The following is a 24,477-nucleotide window of genomic DNA, read 5'->3' as shown; positions in this document are numbered from 1 at the left end:
CAGACCCGCGGCGGCACACATTGCTTGCGCGCCGCACGGGTCGCTCATCAGGGGATACGTGCTGGAATCGGCGGACCCGACAGCCCGCCCCCCGGAGGAAACACATGGCTTTCGCCGTCGTCGCCCACTACCGCTGCGCGCCCGCCGACGCCGGCACCGTGCGCGCCGCGCTGCTGAAGATGCGCGAACTCACCCCCACGGAACCGGCGAACCTCGCCTACGAGGTGCACGCCGAGGTGGACCGGCCGGGCTCGTTCGTGCTCTACGAGCGCTACACCGACCGCGCGGGCTTCGAGGCGCACCGGGCGACGGAACACTTCGAGGCGTTCGTCGTGGGTGTCGTCCTGCCGCTGCTGACGGAACGCACGGTGACGTTCGCCGAGGTGCTCTGAACCGCCGGTCATGGAGCGCGACCGCGACCGGGGGCCACCGGTCCCCCGGGTCGGCCGGCCGCGAGACCCCCCCCCCCGTGGCTCCCGGCCGGCCCGGTCGCCGGATCAGAACTCGTTGCCCCAGCAGTACCGGGCGAGGGTCTCCACGAGGACCAGTTTGCGGCGCTGGTCCTCGGCGGTCAGGAGCGGTCGTGTCGCGACGTCGGCGAAGCCTCGGGACGGCGAAAGGGCCATGTCCTCGATGTCCTTGATCTCGGCGCCGGCGTCGATGCGGGCGAGCACCGTGTCGATCTCCTCCGGTTCGGGGCTGGTGGCGTCCACGACCCCGAGGCACACGTCCCGGTCCTCCGGCAGCGCCCTGAGCAGGTCGAGTTCGGCGGTCGTCCCCCGGTCGTACGGGAGGATCCAGCGGTCCGCGGGGACCTCGCCGTACAGCCGCTCCGCCCTGGCCCGGTCCACCGCGTCCGGTGCCCGCCGGCCGGGGCAGACTCCGATCCGTACGCCCTCGGGACGCTCGTCCAGGCGCACCGCGAGGGACTCCACGGCGAGTGCGTCCTCGAAGGTCAGCGCCCCGGGAGCGGCCGGGTCGGCCGCCAAGTGGCCCAGCAGGAGGGGGTTGTCGAGCTGGATCAGCCGGACGCCGCGGGAGACGAGGAGTCCGATCTCCGCGCGGACGATCTCCGCCAGTGCCTCGCCGAGTTCACGGGCCGAGGCGGGGCCGCCGGAGGCCGCGAGGGCGGGATCGAAGGTGGTGGCGGCGAGGTAAGCGGGGGACGGCAGGGACACCTTGGGCGCGATCACCGTCAGCTCGGTGAGCCGGGCCGCCCGGTCGGCCGCCAGCGGGCCGTCGGCCTTGGGCAGGGCCTCGGCCACCCAGCGGGCCATGCCGTCGGGCCCGGTGTCCCCCGTACGGCGGAAGCCGGACACGGCGCCGAGGACGGCACCGCGGAAGTCCTCGTACGGGAAGCCGCCGTCCGTGACGACGGTGGAGCGCACCGTGCGCTGGAGCGCGACCGCCTCCCTGACCGCGTCGTCCAGGGCCGCGGGGTCGTCGCCCGGGTTCGTGAGGCCGGCCGGGCGGACCAGGCTGCCGTGGTGGTCGATGCGGTAGTTGAACGTGTCCGCCATGGCTCAGGCACCTTTCTCGGTGTTCTCGGCGTTCCGTGCCGTCTCGGCTCTGCCGGTGTTCCGTGCCGTACCGGCGGCCTCGGCGTTCCGTGCCGTACCGGCGGCCTCGGTGCCGCCTGCCGTGCCGGTGTCCTCGGTGCTCCGGGGTTTCCCGTGGTCGCCGGCCGCCGGGCCCGCGACGCCCCAGGCCGCGAACTCCAGTTCGTAGCCGAGGGACGCGAGGACCTCGTCGGCGACCCGCTGATCCTCGTCCGCGGTGCCGCCCGCGATGCCGAGTCCGCCGATGATCTCGCCGTCCCTCTTGATGGTGACGCTGCCCTCGGCGGCCATGATGGGCAGTGCGGCACCGGGCAGTTGGGAGAGCTGGGCGAAGAACACCGGCTGGCTCTCCTGCCACTTCTTCAGCATCCTGCCGGGGCGCTGCATGACGGCCGCGGTGTACGCCTTGGCCCGGGCGATGTCCGGGGTGAGGGGGCGGGCGCCGTCGCAGCGGCGGACGCTGACGACGAACCCGCCCGCGTCCACCACGGCGACGCTGACCGCCTTGCCGAGCGCCTGGGCCCGCTCCAGTGCTGCGGTGACGATCTCCTCGGCGGCGTCGAGGGTGAGGCTGCTCATGCGGCGTCCTTCCGTCCGAGGGTGCGGCGCAGGTGCGCGACGGCCTGGTTGTAGGGGCCGGGCGTCTCCCAGTACATGGAGTGCGGGGCGTCCGGGACGATCTCCAGCCGGGAGGCGGGGAGCAGTTCGTGGGCGCGGGTCACGGTCTTCACGCTGAGCACCGCGTCCTTCTCGCCGAGGAGGAAGGCGATCGCGACGCCCGACTCCTCGATGTCGCGCAGCGAGGGACCGTCGGTGTCGAGATTGCGCAGGTCGGCCATCCTGGCGGCGTTGAAGGTGCCCATCTGCTGGAAGAGGAACGTGCGGTCGGCGTGTTCCCGCTGGAAGCGCCGGGTGAGCAGCCGGTCGACGACGGGGAGTTTCACGGCCTCGGCGCGGTCGGCGGCGGCCAGTTCGCGCAGTTCGGGGTGGCTGATGCCGCCGAGGGAGTGGCCGAGGACGACGGCCCCGACCCGGTCGGGGCGCAGCAGGCCGGCGCGCAGGGCGGCCACCGAGCCGATGGACTGGCCGACGAGCATCACGTCGGTGAGGTCCTCGGCCTCCAGGACGGCGAGCACGTCGCCCGGGAAGTCCTGGCCGTCGAATTCCGGCATGGAGGAGTCGGACTTGCCGAAACCGCGCAGGTCCAGGGTGACGACGGTGAACTCCTCGCGCAGGGCGGCCACTTGCTGCCACCAGGCGGCGTGGTTGCCGCCGCTGCCGTGCACGAAGAGGATCACCGGTCCGCTGCCGTGACGTTCGTAGTAGAGGGAGGTGCCGTCGGAGTCGGCGAAGGGCATGGGAGAAGGCTCCTGGAGGTACGGGGGTGGGGAATCCTGGCCGCGCGCGCTCAGTGGGGGCGCCTGCCGTGGAAGACCAGCTCGATCATGGTGTGGTCGGGGTCGTGGATGTAGCAGAACTTGGACTGGTTCTCGGGGCGTTCGATCGGACGGGTGTGCCGGATGCCCAGCTCCTTGAGGTGGGCCAGGAACTCGTCCCAGTCCTCGACCTCGACGGCGAAGTGGTAGGGCGCCATGCGCTCCATCTCCTCGACCGGGGTGAAATGGAGGTCGAAGGTGCCGCGGGTCATCAGGACGACCCGGGTGTTGGACCTGGGCATGATGCGCTTCATCCCGAAGACCTTCGTGTACCACTCGGCGGTGCGGTCGGGGTCGGTGGTGGGGAAGTTGACGTGGTGGATGTACAGCGGAGCCTTGCTCATGGGGGATTCCCTTCCGGATGTACGGGGTTGGAGAGCACGCCGATGCCGCTGATCTCGATGTCGACGGTGTCCCCGGGCTCGATCGGGCAGGTCGACTCGGCGCCCATCCACAGCACGTCGCCGGGGCGCATGGTGATGTGCCGGGTGATCTCGACGATGTGGTCGAAGGGGTCGAAGACCATGTCGCCGGTCGGGAACGCGGCCCGTTCCTCGCCGTTGACCCGGAGCGTGGTCGTCTGCGCGAGCGCGTCGACGTCCGTCTCGATCCAGGGACCCATCGGCTTGAAGGTGTCGCTGTTCTTGCTGCGCCAGAACGTGCGGTCCCGGTGCTGCCAGTCGCGGGCGCTGACGTCGTTGCCGATCGTCCAGCCGAAGACCGCGGCGCGGGCCTCCTCGTAGGTGGCATGCCGCAGCGTTCTGCCGATGACGGCGACGAGTTCGGGTTCGGCCTCGAACCGGCCGGACACACCGTCCGGTTTGACGATGGGCGATCCGTGGCCGGTCAGGGCGTTGTTGGCGCGGTAGCCGACTTCGGGGCGGGTGGGGACCTCGGCGCCGCAGTGCGCGATGTGGCGTGGGTAGTTCAGGCCGACGGCGTAGAACACGGGCGGGACGACGGCCGGCAGCCAGACGGCCTCGGCCCGGGGCACGGTGCCGATGACGGTGAGGCCGGGGTCGTCGTCGTACGTCCGCCGCTCCCTGGACGTCAGGGGGGACCCGGACAGCAGCTCGACGTCCTCCTCCCCCACGCGGCCCCACACCGCCCGTCCGCCGGCCGACACGCGGGTGTATCGCATGGCGGTCAGCCCGCCAGCAGGTGGGAGACGCGCTTGGTGATCAGGTAGGCGTCCAGGGCCTCGGGTCCGCCCTCCCTGCCGTAGCCGCTCTCCTTGACGCCGCCCGAGGGTGCCTCGCTGACGGAGCCGCCGCAGTGGTTGAGCGAGAGGATGCCCGCCTCCAGTTCGCGCACCAGGTGTTCGGCGGTGGCCGCGGACTCGGTGAAGGCGTAGGCGGCGAGTCCGTAGGGCAGTTCGTTCGCGGTGCGCAGCGCGTCGTCGAGGTCGCCGAAGGAGCTGATGGGCGCGAGCGGCCCGAAGGGTTCCTCGCGCATCAGGTCCGCCTCCGGGGGCACGTCGGTGAGGACGGTCGGCGCGAAGAAGTAGCCGGCGCGGTCCAGGCGTTCGCCGCCGGTGCGGACGGTGGCGCCCCGGCGCACGGCGTCGGCGGTGAGGCGTTCCATCGCCCGGAGCCGGCGTTCGTTGGCGAGGGGGCCCATGGTGGTGCCGTCGGCCAGGCCGTCGCCGACGACGACCGCCTCGGCCGCCTTCACGAACTCGGTGGTGAAGTCGTCGACCAGGCTCTCGTGGACGAGGAAGCGGCTCGGCGAGGTGCAGACCTGGCCGGCGTTGGCGAACTTGGCCTGGGCGGCGCGGCGGGCGGCGCGGGCGGGGTCGGCGTCCGCGCAGACGATCACCGGGGCGTGGCCGCCCAGTTCCATCAGGGACGGCTTCATGACCGCGCCCGCGGCGGCGGCCAGGAGTTTGCCGACGGGGACCGAGCCGGTGAAGGCGACGAGACGGACGACCGGTGAGGCGATCAGGTGGGCCGACACCTCGGCGGGTTCGCCGAAGACGAGGTTGAGGACGCCGTCCGGCAGTCCGGCGTCCACGAAGCAGCGGACGAGGGCGGCGGCCGTGGCCGGGGTCTCCTCGGAGGCCTTGATGACGATGGAGCAGCCCGCGGCGAGGGCCGAGGAGATCTTGCGCATCGGTCCGCCGGCCGGGAAGTTCCAGGGGACGAACGCGGCGACGGGGCCGATCGGTTCACGGCGTACGGACAGCAGGGTCCCCGGGGCGGAGGGGATGACGCGGCCGTAGGCGCGGCGGGCGTCGTCGGCGTGCCAGCGCAGGGTGTCGGCGACGCGGCGGGCCTCCCCGGTGGCCTCGGCGAGGGGCTTGCCCTGTTCGAGGGTCATGACGCGGCCCACGTCGGCGGCCCGCTCGGTGAGCAGGTCGGCGGCGGTGTGCAGGATCGCGGTGCGCCGGGCGACGGGGGTGTCGCGCCAGGTCCTGAATCCCCGTGCGGCGGCGTCGAGCGCGCGGTCGAGGTCGGCGGTGGTGGCGAGGGGGACCTCTCCGATCACCTCCTCGGTGGCCGGGTCGACGATCGGGGCGGTGCGTCCGGTGCCGCCCGGGCACCATTGCCCCGCTATGTGCAGGCGGACGGCGGGATAGCCGTGGTCGGTGGTCATGGGTGGGAGCCCTCTCAGGCCGGCGGACGAGACGGTGGGAGCCCGCGGCGCGGAGGCCGGGGGGTGGGGCGGGGGCCGGGGTCCGGTCAGGAGGCGGAGGCGTCCTGCTGGTCGCGGTTGGTGCGCAGGGCCCAGATGTGGTGCGGCGGGGTGGCCGTGTGGACGCGGGTCTCGTACGAGTCGTCGACCCGGTCCATGTCGGCGGCGTACTCGACGCGTCCGCCGCAGGGCGCGTGCACGAAACGGAAGACGTTGGAGCCGACGGTGTGGCGGCCGAGTCTGCGGGCCTCGCGCCAGCCCCGGTCGATCATTTGGTTGCCGCCCTCGACGACGTCGTCGAAGCCGGGGACCTCGTAGGCGATGTGGTTGACGCCGGCCTTGTCGGGGCGGTGGCAGAGCAGCATCGTGTGCTGGTCGTCGTCGCCCGGTGCCCGCATGAAGACGCCCATGGGTTCGACGACGTCGGTCGGCCGGAAGCCGAGGCGGTCGACGTAGAAGGCGACGGCTTCCTCGCGGCCCTCCTTGCGGATGTTGAGCGCCACATGGCACATGCGCAGCGGGCGGACGCGGGTGATCGGTTCCATCGCGGTGTTCCAGCGGGTGACACTGCCCAGCGCGTTGGCGGGCCGTGGGGTGACGTCGGCGGGCCGGGGGCGGGCGAGGGTCAGACCGGCGCCGAAGCCCGTCTCGTCCACGGTGTGGAACACCCCCGCGGCGTCCTGCCGGACCGGGCGGTCGCGGCCGGCCGCGTCGGCCAGGCGCTCCAGCTCCCGGGGAGTGTCGACGCCCCAGACCACTTCCCGCAGGGTGGGTCCGTCCTCCACCGGGGGCGGGAGCGGGCTGCCCGGTGCGGTGTCGAGGTGGAGGGTCTGGCCGGTGCGGGTCTCGAACACGGCGTGCTCGTCGGTCCGTTCCAGCGCGAAGAGCCCGAAGTCGTCGAAGAACCGGACGCATTCGTCCAGGTCGTCGACGCTGTAGGTGACCGATTCGATTCTCTGGATTCCCATGGGTTCCTCGTTTCGCGGGTCGCCTGGTGAGCGTAGGTTTCCGGCTCCGGCGGGCTCAACGGTCCGGGTTCGACGGAATGCGCAATCGTTTCTTGCGGCCGGGGAATGCCGTACGGACGGATCCGTTCGGGATGTTCCGCACGGGATGGTTTTCAGGAGCGGATGGCCGGAATGGGATTCTGGGAGAACCACGCGGTGAGGAAATCCAGGAAGACGCTGACCTTGCGCGGTGTGCCCTGTCCCGGGCCGTAGATCGCGTACAAGGGGCGGTCGGGGACGGCGAGTTCGGGCAGCAGGACCTGGAGGGCGCCCGAGATGAGATCGTCGTACGCCGACCGCTGGGGCAGCAGGGCGATGCCGCGCCCGTGCACGGCGGCCTTCTGCAGCGCGATGTACGAGTTCGACGAGAAGGCGACGTTACGGATCTTGTGCAGGGTGGAGGCGTGGCCGTGACCGATGCGCCAGACCGGGTCGTTGACGTGCACGAGGCACTCGTGGGCGGCGATCCCGTTCGGCTCGGTGAGCGGTCCGCCGCGTTCGAGGTACGTCTCGGAGGCGCACAGGACGAACGGCAGTGAGGCGATCTTCTTGAGGCGGACGCTGGAGTCCCTCAGGTCCCGGGTGTGGAAGGCCACGTCGAACCCGCTGTCGAGGAAGTCGTAGGTCCGGTCGGACATGCCGCCCAGTTCGAACCGGACCTGGATCCTCGGGTGGGAGGCGGAGAACGCGGCTATCGCGTCGCCGAGATCCAGGCTCCCGATCCACTTGGGGCAGATGATGCTGAGCGTGCCCTCGGCGCGGTCGTGGAGCTGGGCTATCCCCGCGTCCTCGGCCTCGATCTCCTCCAGGATCCGCGCGGCGAAGTCGGCGTAGCGCCGGCCGGGTTCGGTGAGGCTGACGGAACGGGCCGTGCGGTTGACCAGCCTGACGCCCACCTGCCGTTCCAGTTCGGCGACGTGGCGTGAGACCAGGGAGCCGGAGGAGCCCAGCTTCTTGGCGGCGCCGTTGAAGCTGCCGACCTGTGCGACGGTGACGAAGCTGTGCATGAGGAGCAAGCGGTCCATGGTTCCCTCCGGAGGCCCACGACTGCCAGGGGTGGGCCCCGGCGGCGGTGCCGGTGTTCGGGCGTGCGGGCGCTACGACGTGGGGCAGTACTGCGGGGCCTTGGTCAGGTTGTCCTTGGTGACCAAGAGAAGAGGAATGTTGGCAATCTTGTCAACCTTTTCTTTGCCCAGCAGACCGATGGTGCTCTCCACCGCCGTCCGGCCGATGACCATGGCCGAGTTGGACACGGTCGCGGAGAACCGGCCGTCCTTCACGGCGGCCAGCCCCTCGTCGGTGCCGTTGACGGTCACGATCTTGACGTCCTTGGCCCCGGCTGCGTCGAACGCCTTGCGGACGGCGAAACCCATCTCCTCGTTGGCGACGAAGGCGTAGTCCAGGTCCGGGTGCGCCTGGATCATGTTCTCGGCGACCTCCTGGGCCTTGACCGGGTTGAACATGCCGGGCTGGTTCGCCACGACCTTCGCGTTGGCCGGCAGTTCGTTGGTGAACCCGCCCACGAGCAGGTCGGAGGCCGCGCCGGGCGCGCCCGCGACCACGCCGACCTTCACGTTCTCGCCGTCCGCGTCCTTTCCGACCCAGTCGGCGTCCAGGGCACCGACCTTCTGGAGGTCGACGACGGCCGCGCCGAGGATGTCGTTGGCCTGGGCGGGGGCGACCGAGGTCAGGTAGATCGGAATGCCGGAGGCCTTGGCCTTGGCGATGTCCCCGTCGAGCGAGTCGACGTTGACGGTCTGCACGATCAGCGCGTCGACATCGCGGGAGATCATGTCCTCGATGTTGGACAGTTCGGTCCCGGCGTTCTGGTGGGAATTGGCCGTGTAGACCTTTGCTCCTTCCGACTTCGCCGCCTGCTCGACGGCCTTCTGGAGACACGTGTGGAACGCGGTGTCGGCGCCGTTGACGAGTCCGAGCGTGACGGAACCGGAACTCGCCCCGGCCGAGGCGGTGTCGTCGTTCTCGGCACAGCCGCTCAGCACCAGGGTGGTGCCGGCGGCCGCGGCGATCAGGGCGCGGCGGGAACGGACGGAAAGTCTCATGGTCGTACGCCTTTCAGGACGGGAAAAGGGCAGGGGGGATCGCCTTCGGAATGCGGGAGAAGGAAATCGCCTGCGATGGGGCGGGAATGGGTGAGGTGACGCGGGCGGCGTCAGTTCCGTGCGGAACGGGCCTTGTGGAACTCGTTGGCCACGGCCGCGACGAGCAGGACCCCGCCCACGGAGACCGGCTGGTAATTGCTGGAGACCTGAAGGAGGTTCAGCGAGTTGGCCACGACGCCGAGGAGCACGACACCGAGCGCGGTACCGATCACGGTGCCGTGGCCGCCGGCCAGCGAGGTGCCGCCGATGACCACCGCGGCGACCGCGGTGAGCTGGAGGGAGAATCCGCCCGTGCCGGGGCTGCTGGAGCCGAGCCGGGACAGCAGCATCAGACCGGCCAGACCGGACAGGGCGCCGGTGAGGGCGTACAGCGTGAGCTTGCGGGCGGTGACGTCGATGCCGCTGAGCCGGGCCACGTGCTCGTTGCCACCGATGGCGTAGGCGTCCCGGCCGAACACGGTGAACCGCATGACCAGGGCCGTCGCCACGAGGACCAGGACGGCGAGCACGAGCAGGTAGGGGATGCCGAGGATCTTGTCGTTGCCCAGCGGGAACATCCGGGTGCCGATGGAGACGCTGACGCTGTCGAGCACGAGCAGCGCGACACCGTCGAGCAGGGTGGCCGTGGCCAGGGTGACGACGAACGGGGCGACGTTGGTGAACGTCACGACGAGCCCGTTCACCAGGCCGATCGCCGTGGCGAGGGCGATCGTGGCCACCACGGTGAGGACGGTGGAGTGGCCGTGCGACAGCATCTGCGCGCCGAGGGCGGTGGTGACGGAGACGTTGCTGCCCATGGAGAAGTCCATGCCGCCCGCGGTCATGAGCAGGGTCAGGCCGGCCGCGATCACGGCGGTGACGCTCACCTGCCGCAGGATGTTGATCACGTTCGTGTCGGTGGCGAACGCGTCGGTCCGCAGCACGGTGGCCACCACCACGACGGCCAGGACGGCGGTCAGGCCGGTGTGCGGGGCGCGGCGCAGCGCGCCGAGGCGGTCCCCCGGCCGCCTCCGGCCCTGCGGGTCCGCGACCCCCGGCGCGGCGGGACGTGTCTTGACGCTCACTGGGGCTGACCTCCGAGTGCGGTGGCGACGAGTTCGTCGCGGGTGATGGCGGTGATGTCGTGCTCGGCGACCGGGCGGCCCGCGCTGACGACGATCACGCGGTCGGCGAGCCGCATGACCTCCTCGGCGGACGAGGACGCGAGCAGCACGGCCGCGCCCCGCGAGGCGAGGTCGTCGATCAGGGCGTGGATGTCGGCCATGGCGGCGATGTCCACGCCGTTCGTGGGGTCTTCGAGGAAGCAGGCGACCGGCTCCGTCTGCAGCCACTTGGCGAGCAGCACCTTTTGCTGGTTGCCGCCGGACAGGGCGCTCACCGGCGGGTTTCCGGCGAGCGACACGACTCCGTAGCTGCGCCGCAACGGCCTTGCGCGGCGGGCGAGTTCGCCCCGTCGGTGCAGTCGTCTGCGGGCGAAGCGGTCGCCGGCGAGCATCAGGTTCTCGTCCAGGGACATGCCCGGCACCAGTCCGAGGGCCCGTCGGTCGCCCGTGACGCAGCGCAGTCCGCCGGCGAGCGAGGCGTGCACCCGGCCGAAGGGCACCGGGGCTCCGTCGACGAGGAGTTCGCCGGAGTCGGGGCGGCGGCGGCCGGAGAGCAGGTCGAAGAGGCGGGACTGCGCGTCGCCGGCCGGTCCGAGGACCGCGACGATCTCACCCCTGCGCACCTCGACGTCCAAGCCCCGCACGGCCCGGCCGTCGCTGAGCGCGCGGACCGCGAGGCCGATCTCGTCCTTGGGGGCGGGGCGCTCCGAGCGGCGCGAGACGACGTCGCGGCCGACCATGGCGCGCACCAGCGCGTCCGGGTCGAGCTCGGCGGCCGGCGCGCTGCGCACCACGGCTCCGTCGCGGAGCACGGTGAGGCGGTCCGCGACGGCCATCACCTCGTCGATGTAGTGCGAGATGTAGACGACGGCGACACCCTCGTCGCGCAGGGTGCGCACCAACTCCCTGATCTGGCGGGCGGCTTCGGCGCTCAGGCAGGCGGTCGGCTCGTCGAGGACGAGGATCCGGCCGCCGCGGCGCACCTCGCGGGCCACTTCGACCATGGTCTGTTCGGCGACGCTCAGCGAACCCGCGGTCCGGTCCACGTCGATGTCGATGCCGAGCCCCGAAAGGGCCCGCGCGGCCTCGGACTTGAGCGTCCTCCAGCGCACCGCGCCGCGCCGGGTGGGCAGGTCGCCGAGCATGACGTTCTCCGCCACGCTCAGGCCCATCGCCAGTTCGCGGCGCTGGGGGACCGAGGCGATGCCGAGCCGTCGGGCCCTGCGCACGGTCAGTGCGTGCTGGGTGTGTCCGTCGACCTCGACGGTGCCGGAGTCGGCCTGGTGCACCCCGGAGAGGATCTGCACCAGCGTCGACTTCCCGGCGCCGTTCATGCCCATGAGCGCGTGGACCTCGCCGGGGTACAGGTCGAGATCGACGTCCGTGAGCGCGGCGGCGCCGCCGAAGTTCTTGGTGACACCGCGGACGCGCAGGACGGGTCCACGGGCGGTCCCTGCGCCGTCGGCCGTCGTGGTCGGAGTTCCTGGGGTCACGGCGGCGCCTCCTTGCGCGTCCCGGTCCGCGAGGGTGGTCACGGCCGCGGTCCGTCGCCGTGGCCCAGACGCCCGTGGCCGCGGATGTCGGGGAAGGGGGGCTCGCGGTCGGCCTGGAGGTCCACCTGGAAGGTGTTCAGGCACATCCCGAGCATGGTGAAGTTGCCGAGCGCGCCGATGGTGTCCACCAGGCCCCTGGGGCCGAAGTGGCCGAGCGCCCGGGCGAAGGTGTCGTCGCGGACGAAGTGCTCTTCGAGGACCTCCCGGCAGAACTGGTAGAAGGCCTGGTCGGCCTCGTCGTCGAAGACCGCCTCCCGCCTCTCGGCGACGGCCTTCACCGCGGCCTCGGGGACGCCCGCCTCGACGGCCTGGTCCACGTGCGCGTTCCAGGAGTACTGGGCGTCCCAGTTCCGGGCGGCCATCAACAGGGCCAGTTCGCGCAGATGCCGGGGCAGACCGCAGTCGAACCGGGCGAAGGCGCCGAGCGATTCGGCGCGCTCGCACATCTCCGGGCTGTGCAGCCAGACCCGGAAGGGACCGCGGACGGCGCCGCGCCGGCCGGCGATGCGGGCGGCCAGTTCCCGCTGGCGCGGTTCCATGTCCTCATCGGTCAGAACGGGGAGCCTCATGTGGCTGCTACCTGCCTTTTCTTTCCGGCGTGTTTCCGGCACGTACGGGTATGCCGTGCGATGCCAGTGGACGGTACAGCCGGGCGCGGAAAGCTCACCCTCCCTGGAATGCAAGGTAAAACTGCACGCCGGACGGCACCCGTTCACGGACGCGCGACCTAACGTCGGTCGACGCATCACCGTCGACCGAAGAGGAACTCCGGATGACCACGATCATCGAAGCCGCGTCCGTGCCCCTGCTGGACCGGGGCGGCGCCGTCGTGACGACGCCGCTCATCACCACCCGCTCGGCCGGCGGGGAGAACCGCGTCACCAGCGGGATGAGCGTCTACCCGGTCGGCTCCGGAGCCCCTCTGCACTCCCACAACTGCGACGAGCACGTGACGATCCTGGAGGGCGAGGCGGAGGTGGTCGTCGACGGTGAGGTGACGAAGCTGAGGCGCTTCGACACCACGTACGTCCCCTCCCCCGTCCCCCATCTCTTCAGGAACATCGGCGACGGGCCGCTGCGCATCCTGTGGGTCTACTCCTCGGGCCGTGTGACCCGCACGTTCACCGCGACCGGGAAGACGGTCGAACACCTCTCGGACGAGGACCAGATGGGCTGACGCGAGAACGGCCCCGCCCTTCTCGGGGCGGAGCCGTCCTCGACGGGCTTCCTCAACAGCCGTCCTCAGCGGGCGTCCTCGGGAACGGGACCGCTCGGGGTCACCGGGCGGGCGCTCCCTGGGCGGGGGCCGGGGCGAGGCCGGCGGGGCGGGTCGTGAACACGCCCCGGCCCTGGGTCCGGCTGCGCAACCGGGTCGCGTAGCCGAAGAGTTCGGCCAGCGGCACGGTGGCGGTGATCACCGACGTGCTCCCGCGGGTGAGCGAGCCCGAGACCCTTCCGCGCCGGGCCGCGAGGTCGCCGAGCACTCCGCCCACGGCTTCCTCGGGCACGGTGACGGTGACCTCGGCCACCGGCTCCAGCAGGACCATCGCACTGGCGCGCAGCGCCTCGCGCAGCCCGAACCGGCCGGCCGCGCGGAACGCCATCTCCGAGGAGTCCTTCGCATGGGTCGCCCCGTCGGTGAGGGTGACGCGCAGCCCGGTCACCGGGTGACCGCCGAGGGGACCCTCGGCGAGCGCGTCCCGGCAGCCCGCCTCCACGGCACGGACGTACTCCTGCGGCACCCGGCCGCCGACGACCGTCGAACCGAAGACGAAGCCCGTCGCCGCCTCCCCGGTACCGCCGGGGTCCGTCCCCAGCGGTTCCACGTCGAGGACGACATGGGCGAACTGCCCGGCGCCGCCGTCCTGTTTGACATGCCGGTACACCCGTCCCGACACCCCGCGGGCGACCGTCTCGCGGTAGGCCACCCTCGGCCGCCCGACGGCGGCGTCGAGCCCGTGGGCGCGCCGGATCTTCTCCACCGCCACCTCCAGATGCAGTTCTCCCATGCCCGACAGCACCGTCTGCCCGGTCTCGGGGTCGGTGCGGACGACCAGGGAGGGATCCTCCTCGGCCAGCCGCGCCAGCGCCGTCACCAGGCGGTCGGTCTCGGTGCTCGTGCGCGCCTCGACCGCGACGGACACCACCGGATCGGCGACGACCGGCGGTTCGAGGAGCAGCGGCGCCCCGGGGGCGCACAGGGTCGCCCCGGCCCGGGCGGACTTCGGCCCGATCACGGCGACGATGTCACCGGCCACCGCGCGCTCCAGCTCCGCGTGGCGGTCGGCCCGTACGCGCAGGATGCGGGCGATCCGCTCGGTGCGCCCCGTGCCGACGTCCAGCACCGTCTGTCCCTTCTCCACCGTGCCCGAGTAGACACGCAGGTACGTCATCCGTCCGGTCGCGGTGGCGTTCACCTTGAACACCAGGCCCGCGAACGGTGCCGCCGGGTCCGCCTCCCGTTCCCGTTCCGCGCCCTGGTGCGTGCCGCGGACGGCGGGCACGTCGAGCGGCGAGGGCAGGTAGGCCACCATGGCGTCCAGCAGTGGTTCGACACCGCGGTTGCGGTAGGCCGAGCCGCACAGCACCACGACGCCCTCACCGGTACGGGTCAGGTCGCGCAGCGCGGACGCCAGGGTCCGTGCCGAGAGGGTGGAGCTGACGCAGAACTCCTCCAGGGCCGCCGGATGGAGTTCCGCCACCGCCTCCTCCAGGAGCCGGCGCCGGCGCCGGGCCTCCTCCAGCAGGTCCCGCGGCACCGGGATCTCCTCGGCGGACTCGGCGCCGTCGGCCCACACCAGCGCGCGCATCCGCAGCAGATCGACCACGCCGGTGAAGGCGTCCTCCGTGCCGATGGGCAACTGGACGACCAGGGGCGCCGGATGCAGCCGCTCGCGGATCGAGTCGACGGCGGCGTCCAGGTCGGCGCCCGCGCGGTCCAGCTTGTTCACGAAGGCGATCCGCGGGACGCCGTGCCGGTCGGCCCGCCGCCACACCGACTCGCTCTGCGGCTCGACGCCCGCCACGGCGTCGAACACCGCGACGGCTCCGTCGAGGACGCGGAGCGAGCGCTCGACCTCGTCGGAGAAGTCGACGTGTCCCGGGGTGTCGAGCAGGTTGATCCGGTGGCCGTCCCAGGCGCAGGTGACGGCCGCGGCGAAGATGGTGATGCCGCGGTCGCGCTCCTGCGGGTCGAAGTCGGTGACGGTGGTGCCGTCATGGACCTCGCCCCGTTTGTGGATGGTGCCGGTGAGATAGAGGATCCGTTCGGTCACGGTGGTCTTCCCGGCGTCGACGTGGGCGAGGATGCCCAGGTTGCGGACGACGGCGAGGGGGCCGGTGACGGGGTCGGTGAGGTGACGGTGCAGGTCGGTACGCACGGCCGAGGGCCTTTCGGACGATCCGGAAACGGGTCGGCGCGATTCCCGGACGACACGCCTGGATCAGGCGGTGGCGGACCTCCCGCGGGCACGGCGCACGGCGACCGGGTGTGCGGTCGCCGGCGTGCGGGCGGAGGTCAGTGAGTCGTCGCGGGCGTCCGGTTCCGGCCGCGCAGCCGGTACCGGGCCCACGAGGACACGAGGATCACCTCGTACTGTGACGGGGGGACGACGACAGCGGTGCGGTAACGCACGGCCCGGCTCCCCTCGTTCGTCACGGCGCACACGTCACCGGGAGCGGTGGTGTGCGATTCCGTGGCGAGTGTAGGGAACGGGGCCGGGGCTCGGCACCGGGTTTTCCGAGACGGGTCCGGCGGGGCGGGGCGCGGCACCGGGGTCTCCGCGACCGGCCCGGCAGGCCGGGGCGCGGCACCGGGCTTTCCGCGACCGGCCCGGCGGGGCGGAGCTCGGCACGGGGGTTTCCCCTTCCGGCGGGCCGGGGCGCGGCACCGGGGTCTCCGCGACCGGTCCGGCCGGGCGGAGCTCGGCACGGAGGTTTTCCCTTCCGACGGGCCGGAGTTCGGCACCGGACTTGAGGCGGCCGATTCCACGGGCCGGCGCGCGGTCCCGGATCGCCTCCCGGCCCAGTCCCCGCTCGGTCCCCGCTCGGGACCGGCCCGGACCCGGCCCGGTCCCGGCTCCGCCTCCGGTCGCATCCCGCGTTCGCGATACCTTTCGCCCTGTCAGAGCCCCTTGGGCTTGCAGCGGTTGTCCGACGTCAGGATGGTCATGAGCGAGGAAACGATCGTCGAAGCAGCGCCCGGAGTCCATCTGGTGCACGGCAGCAACACGAACTGGGTGGTGCTGTCCGAGGGCGACTCCGTCACCCTGATCGACACGGGATACCCCGGGGACCGCGAGAGGCTCCTGGCGTCACTGAAGACCCTCGGCCACGCGCCCGAGGCGGTGACCGCCGTGCTCATCACCCACGCCCACAGCGATCACCTCGGCTCCGCCGAGTTCCTGAACGCCACCTACGGCACTCCGGTCCAGCTCCACGAGACCGAGGTGCCGCACGCGCGCCGTGAGTTCCTCCACCAGGTGAGCGTCGGACAGGTGGTGCGGCAGGCGTGGCGCCCCGGCGTGCTGCCCTGGATGGTGCACGCCCTGCGTTCCGGCGGCACGGCGGACGTGGCCATGACGAAGCCCGAGGCCTTCCCGCACGCGGGCCCGCTCGACCTGCCGGGGCGACCCGTCCCGGTGCACACGCCGGGCCACACACCCGGCCACTGCGTCTATCACCTGCCGCAGGCCGGCGTACTGATCTCCGGTGACGCCCTGGTGAGCGGGCACCCCACCTCGCGGATACGGGGGCCCCAGCTCCTGCCCAGGATGTTCGACACCGAGCGGGCCGGAGCGCTCGCCTCGCTCGAACGGATCGAGACCCTCGAGGCCGACGTGCTGCTGCCCGGACACGGGCCCGTGCACCGCGCTCCGGTGGGCCAGGCGGCCCGGCGTGCCCGGGAGCTGGCCGGCTGACCGAGCCGGGCGGCGGGAGCCCGACCGGCCGTCCGGCCCGACGGCCAGCCCGACGGCCACGGGGGCCCGCCGCCACTTGACGGAGGGGGCGGAACGGTGCAAAGTTGTACATATACGTCGTAAACATACGTCGTTTGATCTTTGGCTTCACCCGACCGCCGCCCGAGCGCACACGAAGGAGCCGGGCACATGAGCGCCCCCTCGACCATTCTCGTCACGGGCGGCGCAGGATTCATCGGTAGTCACGCCTGCGTCGAACTGCTCGACCACGGTTACGAGCTGATCGTGGTCGACGACTATTCCAACAGCAGCCCACAGGTCTTCGCCCGGGTGGAACGCATCGCGGGCCGCTTCCTCGGCACCGTCTACGAGCTGGACATCCGTGACCGCCGCGCGCTCTCGGCCGTCTTCGACCGTCACTCCGTCGACGCCGTCCTGCACTTCGCGGCACACAAGGCGGTCGGCACGTCGACGCGGATGCCCATCGAGTACTACGACACCAACGTCGGCGGAACGACCGCGCTGCTGAACACCATGCACGAGCACGGTGTGCACCAGCTCGTCTTCTCCTCGTCCTGCTCCGTGTACGGCGACGCCGGCCGCGGACCCCTCGACGAGTCGACCCCGGCCCGGCCGACGAATCCGTACGCCGCCTCCAAGGTCATCTGCGAGCAGATCCTCGCCGACGTCTGCCGCCGCCACCCGGAGTACACCGTGCTGTGCCTGCGGTACTTCAACCCGGCGGGCGCCCACCCCAGTGGACTCCTCGGCGAGGACCCCGGCGACTCCCCCGAGAACCTGCTGCCGGCTCTGGCCCAGGTGGCCATCGGGCGGCAGGAACGCCTCCGCGTCTTCGGTGACGACTACCCGACGGCGGACGGGACGGCGATCCGCGACTATCTGCACGTCATGGACACCGTCGAGGCCCATCGCGTCGCCCTCGACCACCTCGCCGACGAGCGGGGCATGCACGTGTACAACCTCGGCATAGGCAAGGGGAGTTCGGTCCTCGACGTGATCGCCACCTTCTCCGCGGAATGCGGCAGACCGCTGCCGTACGAGATGGTCGGGCGCCGTCCGGGCGATGTCGCCGAACTCGTGGCGGACGCCTCGGCCGTGGCGCGCGCCTGGGGCTGGCACCCCTCACGGGACCTCGCCGACATGTGCCGGGACGCGTGGCGGTTCATCCAGCTCAACCCGCAGGGCTACGCCGGGTCCGCCCGGCGTTCCTCCGGCAAGGACTGACACCCGAACTCCCCCGTCGACACCCGCCCTCACCCCCTGACAGCTCCATCACGGACGGCTCGGTCACGTGACGGCTCAATCACGGGCGGCTCGGTCACGCCGACAGGGGTGGCTTGATCACTCCGACAGCAGGAACGCCGTCTCCACCAGCGCGATGTGACTGAACGCCTGCGGCGCGTTGCCCAGTTGGCGGCCGGCCTCCGGGTCCCACTGCTCCGAGAGCAGACCGAGGTCGTTGCGGATCGCCAGGACGCGCTCGAACACCTCCGTCGCCTCCTCCCGGTGTCCGCTCGCGGCGAGCGCGTCGGCGTACCAGAGGGAACACGCGACGAACGCGCCCTCGCCGCCGGGCATCCCGTCCACCCCGTGCACACCCTGCCCGTTCGGCGCGTACCGGCGCACGAATCCTCCGTCGCTCAGCTCCCGCATGGCCCGCACGGTGCCGCGCACCCGCTCGTCCTCCGCGGGCAGGAAGCCCAGCCGGGGGATCAGCAGCGCCGAGGCGTCCAGCGCCGGCGAACCGTAGGACTGGACGAAGGACCCACGTCCCGCGTCCCAGCCCTCCCGGCACACCTCGCGGTGCACCTCGTCCCGCAGCGCCCGCCAGACGTCCGAGGACCCGTTTTTGCCGAGCAGCTCGCCCATCCGCAGCGCGCGGTCCGCCGCCACCCAGGCCATCACCTTGGAGTGGACGAACTGCCGTGCCGGGCCGCGTACCTGCCACAGGCCCTGGTCCGGCTCGCGCCAGTGCAGACGGAGCTGGCCCATCATGGCCTCCACCAGGCTCCACACCTGACGGGGCATGGGGATGCCCGCCCGCAGCGACAGCAGCAGCGCGTCGAGCACGTCGCCGTACACGTCGAGCTGGAACTGGCTCATGGCCGAGTTCCCGAAGCGGACCGGCCGCGAGCCCTCGTAGCCAGGCAGCCACGGCGCCTCCGTCTCCCGCAGCAGCCGCTGTCCGCCGACGCCGTACACGGTCTGGATGTGGGCGGGGTCCCCCGCGACGGCCCGTAGCAGCCAGCCCAGCCAGGCCGTGGCCTCCTCGCGGTAGCCGCCGCGCAGCAGGCACGACAGCGTCAGCGCGGAATCACGCAGCCAGCAGAAGCGGTGGTCCCAGTTGCGCTCGCCGCCGATGCGGCCGGGCAGCGAGGTCGTCGGGGCCGCGACGATGCCCCCGGTCGGCGCGTACGTGAGCGCCTTGAGGGTGATCAGGGACCGCACGACGGCGTCGCGCCAGGGCCCCTGGTAGTGGCACTGGGCGGTCCAGCGCCGCCAGAAGTCACCGGTCTCCTTGAGCACCGTCTCCGCCGGAACCGACAGCGGCGCGGGCGGCTCCGGGACGTACGAGGGTGCCCAGACGAACGTCAGGGTCGTCCTGCGCCCGGCCAGGACCGTGAACTCGTGGACGGTGGAGGCCTCGCCACCGGGCCGCGCCTCCATGCCCTCGGCGTTCAGCCACACGGCGTCCGGCCCGGCGACCGCGACCGTACAGGCCTCACCGGCCTGGATCCACGGCACGACCCTGCCCTGGTGGAAGCGCAGCCGCAGTTCGCTGCGCATCGTCACGGAGCCCGACAGCCCCTCCACCATGCGCACGATGCACGGCAGTTGACTGCGCGGCGGCATGAAGTCGATGACGCGGACGGCGCCCGTGGGCGTCTCCCAGCGGGACTCCAGGACGAGCGTGTCCGGCCGGTAGGCGCGGCCCGTACAGGGAGCGCGCACCGCGCGGGAGGCCGGCGCGATCCGCCAGAATCCGTTGTCCTCCGTGCCCAGCATCGCGGCCAGACAGGCCGGGGAGTCGAACCGGGGCAGGCACAGCCAGTCGATGGAGCCGTCTCTGCCGACCATGGCAGCGGTTTCCAGATCGCTGATGAGGGCGTAGTCCTCGATGGGTGCGTTCATGATCGAAGCCGCGCTGCCGTGGAGATTGCAGCCCCTTGAGCATATGTCCGCGCCACGGGAGTTCGCCTCCTGGCCCCGTCACGAAGACCGTCCCACGGGGGACGGCTCGTAGGGCCGCGTGGTTCCCCGGGACTGCGCCGCGAACCAGTCGACGGTGTGCCGCAGACCGTCCTGCAGGGACACCCTCGGGTACCACCCGAGCGCTTCCCGGGCGCGGGAGACGACGGGACGCCGCCGGACCGGGTCGTCGACGGGCAGGGGCAGGAAGCGCAGCCCGCTGCGCGATCCGGTGATCGTCACGACGAGCTCCGCGAGCTCGCGCACGGTCCGCTCGTTGGGGTTCCCGAGGTTGAACGGGCCCGGCCGGTGGGAGTCGACCATGGCCATCAGACCCCGGACGAGGTCGTCGACGTAACAGAAGCTGCGGGTCTGGCTGCCGTCCCCGAAGAGGGTCAGGGGCTCGCCGGCGAGGGCCTGGCGGATGAAACTGGAGACCACCCGGCCGTCGTAGGAGCGCATGCGGGGGCCGTAGGTGTTGAAGATGCGGACGATCCCCACGTCGACCGCGCGGGACCGCCGGTACGCCATGGACAGGGCCTCGGCGTAGCGCTTGGCCTCGTCGTAGACGCTGCGGGGTCCGATCGGGTTGACGTGTCCCCAGTACGACTCGTCCTGCGGATGCACCTTGGGATCGCCGTAGACCTCGCTGGTGGAGGCCAGGACGAACCGGGCCGAGTTCCGGTCGGCGAGCCGCAGCAGGTTCTCGGTACCCCTGCTGCCCGCGGCCAGGGTCTCCAGCGGGAAGCGCTGGTAGTCGACGGGCGAGGCGGGGCTCGCGAGGTGCACCACGGCGTCCACGTTCCCGGAGACGCTGAACGGCTCGGTGACGTCCCACGCCTCGAAGGCGAACCGGGGATCGTGCCGGAGCGGTGCGATGTTGGCGGGGCGGCCCGAGGACAGGTTGTCCAGACAGCAGACGCTGTCACCTCGGTTCAGCAGGGCCTCGCACAGATGCGATCCCAGGAAGCCGCTTCCGCCGGACACGACGACACGCATGGTCTCTCCTCCCGCAGGTCAGGTGGGTCCCGGACGGCCCAGGGCGTGCAGCGCCCATCCCGCCGAGCCCCACCGTTCCGGGTCCAGGGTGTTCCGGGCGTCCACCAGCACCGGGGAGCGCACGACCGTCGCGAGCGCGGCGGGGTCCAGGTCCCGGTACTGGGGCCACTCGGTGAGGTGCAGGACGACGTCGGCCCGCTCGCAGGCCTTCGTCACGTCCAGGGCGAACTGGAGCGCGGGGTACGCGACTCGGGCGTTGTCGATCGCCTCGAAGTCGTGCACGCGGACCTGTGCGCCGCGGCGGCGTATCTCGTCGGCGACCACGAGCGCGGGCGAGTCCCGGACGTCGTCGCTGCCGGGCTTGAAGGCGGCACCGAGCACCGCGACGCTCCGGCCGGTGAAGGAGCCTCCCAGAAGGCGCGCCGCGAGGTCGACGGTGCGCAGTCGCTGCCGTGTGTTGATCTCGTCGACCTGGCGCAGGAAGGCGACGGAGCCGCCGCGTCCGAGTTCCTCGGCGCGGGTGGCGAAGGCCCGGATGTCCTTGGGCAGGCAGCTCCCGCCGAATCCGAGTCCGGGGGCGAGGAATCGGGGTCCTATGCGGGAGTCCCGGCCCATCGCCTCGGCCAGGGTGAGCACGTCGGCCCCGGCGGCCTCGCAGATCTCGGCCATGGCGTTGATGAAGGAGATCTTGGTGGCGAGGAAGGAGTTGGAGGCGACCTTCACCAGTTCGGCGGTGGCCGGGTCGGTGGCGATGAACGGGGCGCCCGCCTCCAGCAGCGGCGCGTAGATCTCGCGGAGCCGCGCCTCGGCCCAGTCGGCGCCCTTCCGGGTGCCGACCACGATGCGTTCGGGCCGCAGGGTGTCCTGGACGGCGCAGCCCTCGCGCAGGAATTCCGGGTTCCAGGCCACGTCGGCTCCCGGAGCGGTGGCGCGCAGCCGTTCGGCGAGGCGGGCCGCGGTGCCGACCGGGACGGTGGACTTGCCGACCACCAGGACCCGTTCGTGACCGCAGTCGCGGAGCCCGGACGCCAGCCCGTCCACGGCCGCCTCCACATAGCGGAGGTCCGCGGCGCCCGTCTCGGGATGCTGGGGGGTGCCGACGCAGACGAAGTGCGTGTCGGCGAAGCGGGCGGCCTCGGCCGGTGAGGTGGTGAAGCGCAGCCGGCCCGTGTCCACGGCTCTCATGAGCGTCTCGGACAGGCCGGGTTCGAAGAACGGGGGCGTGCCCGCGGTCAGGGCGGCGATCCTGTCCTCGTCGACGTCGACGCCGAGGACCTCGTGTCCGATGTCGGCCATGCAGGCGGCGTGCACCGCGCCGACGTATCCGGTGCCGATGACTGTCAGACGCATGTCGTTCTCCGTGGTCGGCGTGTGGTCGGCTCGTGGCCGCCGGGCTGGTGGTGTCGGTGGGACCGAAGGATTCAGGGGCGGGCGGCACCTTCCGGGACGCGCCCGCCGCCGGGCAGGCCCGTCCGTCCGCGGCGGCGGGCGCGGACGGCCCCGCGCGGGGTGCCGGGCGCTCGGGCGGTGTCGGGTGTGCGGGCGGGGTCGGGTGCCGATGAACTCTCGTCGGCGAAGGAGGTCTCGTGCGCCGGGCGGGCCTCGGACGCGAGGGGGCTCCCCGGTGCCACGGGGGCGTCCGGCGCGAGGCGGCTCTCCGGACCCGGGCGGGCCTCGGACGTGGCCTCGGACGTGACGGCGGGCTCGGACACGACGGGGCCGCGGACCCGGCGGCCGCCCTGACGGCCCATCTCGGTCGCCTCGCGCGGATGGTCGAGAAGCCAGCCCACCGCGCGTGCGGTGGCGGCCGGGTCGGCCGGTGTCACGAGCAGTCCCGTGGCTCCGTGCTCCACCAGGTCGGGCACCCCGCTCACGGCCGTCGCGACGACGGGACGGGCGGCGGCCAGGGCCCTGGTGAGCGCCCGGCCGGGACCTTCGTACAGGGAGGTGGTCACGAACACGTCCAGTCCGGCCACGAGCCGGTCGGCGTCCGGACGCGGTCCGGTGAGCGTCACCTCGACGCCGAGGTCCGCGGCGAGCCGTCGCATCTCTTCCGCCGGCGGGCCGTCCCCGATCATGACGAACGCGGTGTCCGGGTGTTCCGCACGGACCGCGGCCGCCATACGGACGAAGGCCAGGGAGTTGTTCCGGGTGCCGGCACTGCCGACCGTCCCGACGAGTGCCGCCTCGCGCGGGACGCCGAGCCGCTCGCGGGCCGCCGGGTCGAACGTCACGGGGGTGTCGCCCGGCCGTACGGCGGCGGGCGGGACCTCCCCGCGGTGCGACGGCGCCACAGGCTCCCCGGCCCCCGCCGCCCGCGGCACGCGCGGGGCGAGAGCGGGGAACCGGTGGGCCAGTCGCCGTGTCACGTGCTCCAGGGCGCGGTGGGCCGGGTGCCCGGGGCGGGCGGTGTACGGGTGGAAGCTCAGTCCGTGGAGGGTGTGCACCACGACGGGGGCGCGGCACAGCCGTGCGGCCACCCGGCCGAGGGACCCGCCCTTCGGGGAATGGGTGTGCACGACGGTGAACCGCTCCCGGCGGATGAGCCGCAGGAGCCGTCCCAGCACGAGCACGTCGGCGGGGCCCAGCGCGTGCCGGAAGCCCGGTGTCCCCAGGGTGCGCACGCCCGCGGCACGCGCCGGTTCCCACAGGTCACCGCCCGGCGCTCCGGCGACCCACACCTCGTAGCGGTCGGGGTCCGTGCCCTCGGCCGCCAGCAGGGTGGTGTCGCCCGCGCCCGCCCCGAAGCGGGTGACGACGTACAGGACCTTGATCCGCGGCAGGAGCGGGGCCGGGGGCAGTGCCTCGACGGGCGCGACCTTCGGGAGCGGCGCCGTCCCGTCGGCCACCGTGCCGCCCGGCCGCCCCGAGCGGGGGGCGGGAGTCCCGTACAGCATCAACGATCACCACCGATGGACGACTGTGCAAATACGTATATTTACGACGTATACGTACATCATCACCCCGCGACCCGTTCCGGTCAATCCAGGACATTCACTCCACATACGCTGTATACGTACGCGTAGGTCTCATAGGCGAATAGAGTCGACAGCAGCGGGACTTCGGGCGGGGCCTACGGAGGCGGAGATGGCCAGGGAACGGGCGCGGGACAAGAGCGGTGAGGCCGCCACACCGGCGCGGCGCGCCAGCGACCGGGGCCATTACGGCCGGCTGAGCCGCAAGCTCGTGCTCGCCGCCGCCCTGGACCTGGTGGACGAGGAAGGACTCTCGGCCCTGAGCATGCGCCGGCTCGGCGGCCGGCTCGGTGTCGAGGCCATGGCCCTGTACCGCTACGCGGAGGGCAAGGACGCCCTGCTGGACGGACTGGTCGAGGCCCTCTACCTCGAACTCGACGAGCGCCTGTCCGCCGGTTCCGCCCCGGAGGGCTCCGCCGCGCCCGACCCCGCTGCGTGGCGCGACGAACTGCACCGGATCGCGCGGGCGATGTACGAGGTCTGCCTCTCCCATCCCCGGGCCGTGCCGCTGCTCGCCACCCGCATGCTCGCCGTTCCGCTGGCCCGCAGACCGCTCCCCGTGCTCAAGGAACACGAACGGGTGCTCGCGCTGCTGCACGACGCGGGGCTCGGCGATGCCCGCTCGGCGGCCGTCTTCCGCGCCTTCACCGGCTGGGTCCTCGGCTACGTGTCCGTGGAACTGCGCGCGATGGTGGACAACCCGGACGAGGAGGACCCCGCCTTCCGGCTGGGCCTGCACCGGATGCCGCCCCAGGAACTGCCCCGGCTCCGCGCGATCGCCGCGACCCTCGCCGAGCGGGGCGGACCGGACGGACTGGACGCCGGCCTGGACGCCCTCCTGGACCGCTTCGCCCCGGACTGAAGATGCACCCGTCCTCCCCCCGTGCCTACGATCAACAATGCCCCGGAACCCGGCGAACGGTCCAGTGCCGTCCGACGTAGGGAGGCGGTTCGGCTTG

General features: G+C 72.2%; 22 protein-coding genes. 5 read left to right on the top strand and 17 right to left on the bottom strand.

Annotated features, from left to right (window positions below; all coding sequences use genetic code 11):
• Positions 1 to 104: 104 nt before the first annotated feature.
• Positions 105 to 392 carry a putative quinol monooxygenase gene (locus tag ACZ4TO_RS18270; RefSeq protein WP_382796641.1) on the top strand — a complete coding sequence of 96 codons (288 nt, stop codon included), beginning with the start codon at positions 105 to 107 and terminating at the stop codon, positions 390 to 392.
• A gap of 105 nt (positions 393 to 497) precedes the next feature.
• Here the strand turns inward: ACZ4TO_RS18270 and ACZ4TO_RS18265 are convergent, their stop codons facing one another.
• The 12 genes from ACZ4TO_RS18265 to ACZ4TO_RS18210 form a co-directional block, all read right to left on the bottom strand.
• Positions 498 to 1,520, bottom strand: coding sequence for a uroporphyrinogen decarboxylase/cobalamine-independent methonine synthase family protein (locus tag ACZ4TO_RS18265; protein ID WP_468024714.1), 1,023 nt, complete (start codon positions 1,518 to 1,520; stop codon positions 498 to 500).
• A 3-nt stretch (positions 1,521 to 1,523) separates the two neighbouring features.
• Positions 1,524 to 2,138 carry a GlcG/HbpS family heme-binding protein gene (locus ACZ4TO_RS18260; RefSeq protein WP_468024713.1) on the bottom strand — a complete coding sequence of 205 codons (615 nt, stop codon included), beginning with the start codon at positions 2,136 to 2,138 and terminating at the stop codon, positions 1,524 to 1,526.
• Positions 2,135 to 2,917 (bottom strand): alpha/beta fold hydrolase, encoded by a 783-nt coding sequence (locus ACZ4TO_RS18255; protein WP_468024712.1) that lies wholly within the window; start codon positions 2,915 to 2,917, stop codon positions 2,135 to 2,137. The genes ACZ4TO_RS18260 and ACZ4TO_RS18255 overlap by 4 nt, the downstream gene beginning before the upstream one ends.
• 50 nt (positions 2,918 to 2,967) lie before the next feature.
• Positions 2,968 to 3,339 (bottom strand): VOC family protein, encoded by a 372-nt coding sequence (locus ACZ4TO_RS18250; RefSeq protein WP_382796636.1) that lies wholly within the window; start codon positions 3,337 to 3,339, stop codon positions 2,968 to 2,970.
• On the bottom strand, positions 3,336 to 4,136 hold the full coding sequence (locus tag ACZ4TO_RS18245; protein WP_468024711.1) for a fumarylacetoacetate hydrolase family protein: 801 nt from the start codon (positions 4,134 to 4,136) through the stop codon (positions 3,336 to 3,338). The genes ACZ4TO_RS18250 and ACZ4TO_RS18245 overlap by 4 nt, the downstream gene beginning before the upstream one ends.
• A gap of 5 nt (positions 4,137 to 4,141) precedes the next feature.
• On the bottom strand, positions 4,142 to 5,590 hold the full coding sequence (locus tag ACZ4TO_RS18240; RefSeq protein WP_385044143.1) for an NAD-dependent succinate-semialdehyde dehydrogenase: 1,449 nt from the start codon (positions 5,588 to 5,590) through the stop codon (positions 4,142 to 4,144).
• Between the two features lie 86 nt (positions 5,591 to 5,676).
• Positions 5,677 to 6,597 (bottom strand): VOC family protein, encoded by a 921-nt coding sequence (locus ACZ4TO_RS18235; protein ID WP_468024710.1) that lies wholly within the window; start codon positions 6,595 to 6,597, stop codon positions 5,677 to 5,679.
• Between the two features lie 152 nt (positions 6,598 to 6,749).
• Entirely contained in the window at positions 6,750 to 7,661 is a 912-nt protein-coding gene (locus ACZ4TO_RS18230; RefSeq protein ID WP_382796629.1) for a LysR family transcriptional regulator, read from the bottom strand.
• Positions 7,662 to 7,733: 72 nt separating this feature from the next.
• On the bottom strand, positions 7,734 to 8,699 hold the full coding sequence (locus ACZ4TO_RS18225) for a sugar ABC transporter substrate-binding protein (protein ID WP_468024709.1): 966 nt from the start codon (positions 8,697 to 8,699) through the stop codon (positions 7,734 to 7,736).
• 110 nt (positions 8,700 to 8,809) lie between these two features.
• Positions 8,810 to 9,823, bottom strand: a complete 1,014-nt coding sequence (locus ACZ4TO_RS18220) for an ABC transporter permease (RefSeq protein ID WP_468024708.1) — start codon at positions 9,821 to 9,823, stop codon at positions 8,810 to 8,812.
• Positions 9,820 to 11,355, bottom strand: coding sequence for a sugar ABC transporter ATP-binding protein (locus ACZ4TO_RS18215; RefSeq protein WP_468024707.1), 1,536 nt, complete (start codon positions 11,353 to 11,355; stop codon positions 9,820 to 9,822). The genes ACZ4TO_RS18220 and ACZ4TO_RS18215 overlap by 4 nt, the downstream gene beginning before the upstream one ends.
• A 38-nt stretch (positions 11,356 to 11,393) precedes the next feature.
• On the bottom strand, positions 11,394 to 11,984 hold the full coding sequence (locus tag ACZ4TO_RS18210) for a carboxymuconolactone decarboxylase family protein (RefSeq protein ID WP_468024706.1): 591 nt from the start codon (positions 11,982 to 11,984) through the stop codon (positions 11,394 to 11,396).
• 203 nt (positions 11,985 to 12,187) lie between these two features.
• Here ACZ4TO_RS18210 and ACZ4TO_RS18205 point away from each other — a divergent pair, with 203 nt between their 5' ends.
• Positions 12,188 to 12,592: a cupin domain-containing protein gene (locus ACZ4TO_RS18205; protein WP_468024705.1), complete on the top strand. Its 405-nt coding sequence runs from the start codon at positions 12,188 to 12,190 to the stop codon at positions 12,590 to 12,592.
• 100 nt (positions 12,593 to 12,692) lie between these two features.
• Here the strand turns inward: ACZ4TO_RS18205 and fusA are convergent, their stop codons facing one another.
• Complete coding sequence (gene fusA / locus ACZ4TO_RS18200) at positions 12,693 to 14,795, bottom strand: elongation factor G (protein WP_385044127.1); 2,103 nt, start codon at positions 14,793 to 14,795, stop codon at positions 12,693 to 12,695.
• Positions 14,796 to 15,584: 789 nt separating this feature from the next.
• Between fusA and ACZ4TO_RS18195 the strand changes: the two genes are divergently transcribed.
• Entirely contained in the window at positions 15,585 to 16,334 is a 750-nt protein-coding gene (locus ACZ4TO_RS18195) for an MBL fold metallo-hydrolase (protein WP_382796618.1), read from the top strand.
• A gap of 189 nt (positions 16,335 to 16,523) precedes the next feature.
• Complete coding sequence (gene galE / locus ACZ4TO_RS18190) at positions 16,524 to 17,579, top strand: UDP-glucose 4-epimerase GalE (RefSeq protein WP_468024704.1); 1,056 nt, start codon at positions 16,524 to 16,526, stop codon at positions 17,577 to 17,579.
• A gap of 117 nt (positions 17,580 to 17,696) precedes the next feature.
• On the opposite strand, the gene ACZ4TO_RS18185 is transcribed toward galE, so the two are convergent.
• The 4 genes from ACZ4TO_RS18185 to ACZ4TO_RS18170 form a co-directional block, all read right to left on the bottom strand.
• Positions 17,697 to 19,487, bottom strand: coding sequence for a glycoside hydrolase family 15 protein (locus ACZ4TO_RS18185; protein WP_382796615.1), 1,791 nt, complete (start codon positions 19,485 to 19,487; stop codon positions 17,697 to 17,699).
• A 78-nt stretch (positions 19,488 to 19,565) separates the two neighbouring features.
• Positions 19,566 to 20,543, bottom strand: a complete 978-nt coding sequence (locus tag ACZ4TO_RS18180; protein WP_382796613.1) for a UDP-glucuronic acid decarboxylase family protein — start codon at positions 20,541 to 20,543, stop codon at positions 19,566 to 19,568.
• A gap of 18 nt (positions 20,544 to 20,561) precedes the next feature.
• Positions 20,562 to 21,893, bottom strand: coding sequence for a UDP-glucose dehydrogenase family protein (locus ACZ4TO_RS18175; RefSeq protein WP_468024703.1), 1,332 nt, complete (start codon positions 21,891 to 21,893; stop codon positions 20,562 to 20,564).
• Positions 21,894 to 21,964: 71 nt separating this feature from the next.
• On the bottom strand, positions 21,965 to 23,440 hold the full coding sequence (locus ACZ4TO_RS18170; protein ID WP_468024702.1) for a glycosyltransferase family 4 protein: 1,476 nt from the start codon (positions 23,438 to 23,440) through the stop codon (positions 21,965 to 21,967).
• A 190-nt stretch (positions 23,441 to 23,630) separates the two neighbouring features.
• Here ACZ4TO_RS18170 and ACZ4TO_RS18165 point away from each other — a divergent pair, with 190 nt between their 5' ends.
• Positions 23,631 to 24,380, top strand: a complete 750-nt coding sequence (locus ACZ4TO_RS18165) for a TetR/AcrR family transcriptional regulator (protein ID WP_382796608.1) — start codon at positions 23,631 to 23,633, stop codon at positions 24,378 to 24,380.
• Positions 24,381 to 24,477: the final 97 nt, after the last annotated feature.

It is taken from the genome of Streptomyces sp. NPDC028298 (genome assembly GCF_055565895.1).
Note: the sequence above shows the minus strand (reverse complement) of the source record. Positions and strands in the feature narration are given on the sequence as shown.

What these genes read in the sequence shown, in the direction of transcription:
- ACZ4TO_RS18195 (WP_382796618.1), top strand. Translation starts at nt 15,585, where the DNA reads ATGAGCGAGGAAACGATCGTCGAAGCAGCGCCCGGAGTCCATCTGGTG.
- ACZ4TO_RS18165 (WP_382796608.1), top strand. Translation starts at nt 23,631, where the DNA reads ATGGCCAGGGAACGGGCGCGGGACAAGAGCGGTGAGGCCGCCACACCG.
- ACZ4TO_RS18230 (WP_382796629.1), bottom strand. Translation starts at nt 7,661, where the DNA reads ATGGACCGCTTGCTCCTCATGCACAGCTTCGTCACCGTCGCACAGGTC.
- ACZ4TO_RS18250 (WP_382796636.1), bottom strand. Translation starts at nt 3,339, where the DNA reads ATGAGCAAGGCTCCGCTGTACATCCACCACGTCAACTTCCCCACCACC.
- galE (WP_468024704.1), top strand. Translation starts at nt 16,524, where the DNA reads ATGAGCGCCCCCTCGACCATTCTCGTCACGGGCGGCGCAGGATTCATC.
- ACZ4TO_RS18210 (WP_468024706.1), bottom strand. Translation starts at nt 11,984, where the DNA reads ATGAGGCTCCCCGTTCTGACCGATGAGGACATGGAACCGCGCCAGCGG.
- ACZ4TO_RS18255 (WP_468024712.1), bottom strand. Translation starts at nt 2,917, where the DNA reads ATGCCCTTCGCCGACTCCGACGGCACCTCCCTCTACTACGAACGTCAC.
- ACZ4TO_RS18185 (WP_382796615.1), bottom strand. Translation starts at nt 19,487, where the DNA reads ATGAACGCACCCATCGAGGACTACGCCCTCATCAGCGATCTGGAAACC.
- ACZ4TO_RS18205 (WP_468024705.1), top strand. Translation starts at nt 12,188, where the DNA reads ATGACCACGATCATCGAAGCCGCGTCCGTGCCCCTGCTGGACCGGGGC.
- ACZ4TO_RS18225 (WP_468024709.1), bottom strand. Translation starts at nt 8,699, where the DNA reads ATGAGACTTTCCGTCCGTTCCCGCCGCGCCCTGATCGCCGCGGCCGCC.
- ACZ4TO_RS18265 (WP_468024714.1), bottom strand. Translation starts at nt 1,520, where the DNA reads ATGGCGGACACGTTCAACTACCGCATCGACCACCACGGCAGCCTGGTC.
- ACZ4TO_RS18235 (WP_468024710.1), bottom strand. Translation starts at nt 6,597, where the DNA reads ATGGGAATCCAGAGAATCGAATCGGTCACCTACAGCGTCGACGACCTG.
- ACZ4TO_RS18175 (WP_468024703.1), bottom strand. Translation starts at nt 21,893, where the DNA reads ATGCGTCTGACAGTCATCGGCACCGGATACGTCGGCGCGGTGCACGCC.
- ACZ4TO_RS18180 (WP_382796613.1), bottom strand. Translation starts at nt 20,543, where the DNA reads ATGCGTGTCGTCGTGTCCGGCGGAAGCGGCTTCCTGGGATCGCATCTG.
- ACZ4TO_RS18270 (WP_382796641.1), top strand. Translation starts at nt 105, where the DNA reads ATGGCTTTCGCCGTCGTCGCCCACTACCGCTGCGCGCCCGCCGACGCC.
- ACZ4TO_RS18240 (WP_385044143.1), bottom strand. Translation starts at nt 5,590, where the DNA reads ATGACCACCGACCACGGCTATCCCGCCGTCCGCCTGCACATAGCGGGG.
- ACZ4TO_RS18170 (WP_468024702.1), bottom strand. Translation starts at nt 23,440, where the DNA reads ATGCTGTACGGGACTCCCGCCCCCCGCTCGGGGCGGCCGGGCGGCACG.
- ACZ4TO_RS18260 (WP_468024713.1), bottom strand. Translation starts at nt 2,138, where the DNA reads ATGAGCAGCCTCACCCTCGACGCCGCCGAGGAGATCGTCACCGCAGCA.
- ACZ4TO_RS18245 (WP_468024711.1), bottom strand. Translation starts at nt 4,136, where the DNA reads ATGCGATACACCCGCGTGTCGGCCGGCGGACGGGCGGTGTGGGGCCGC.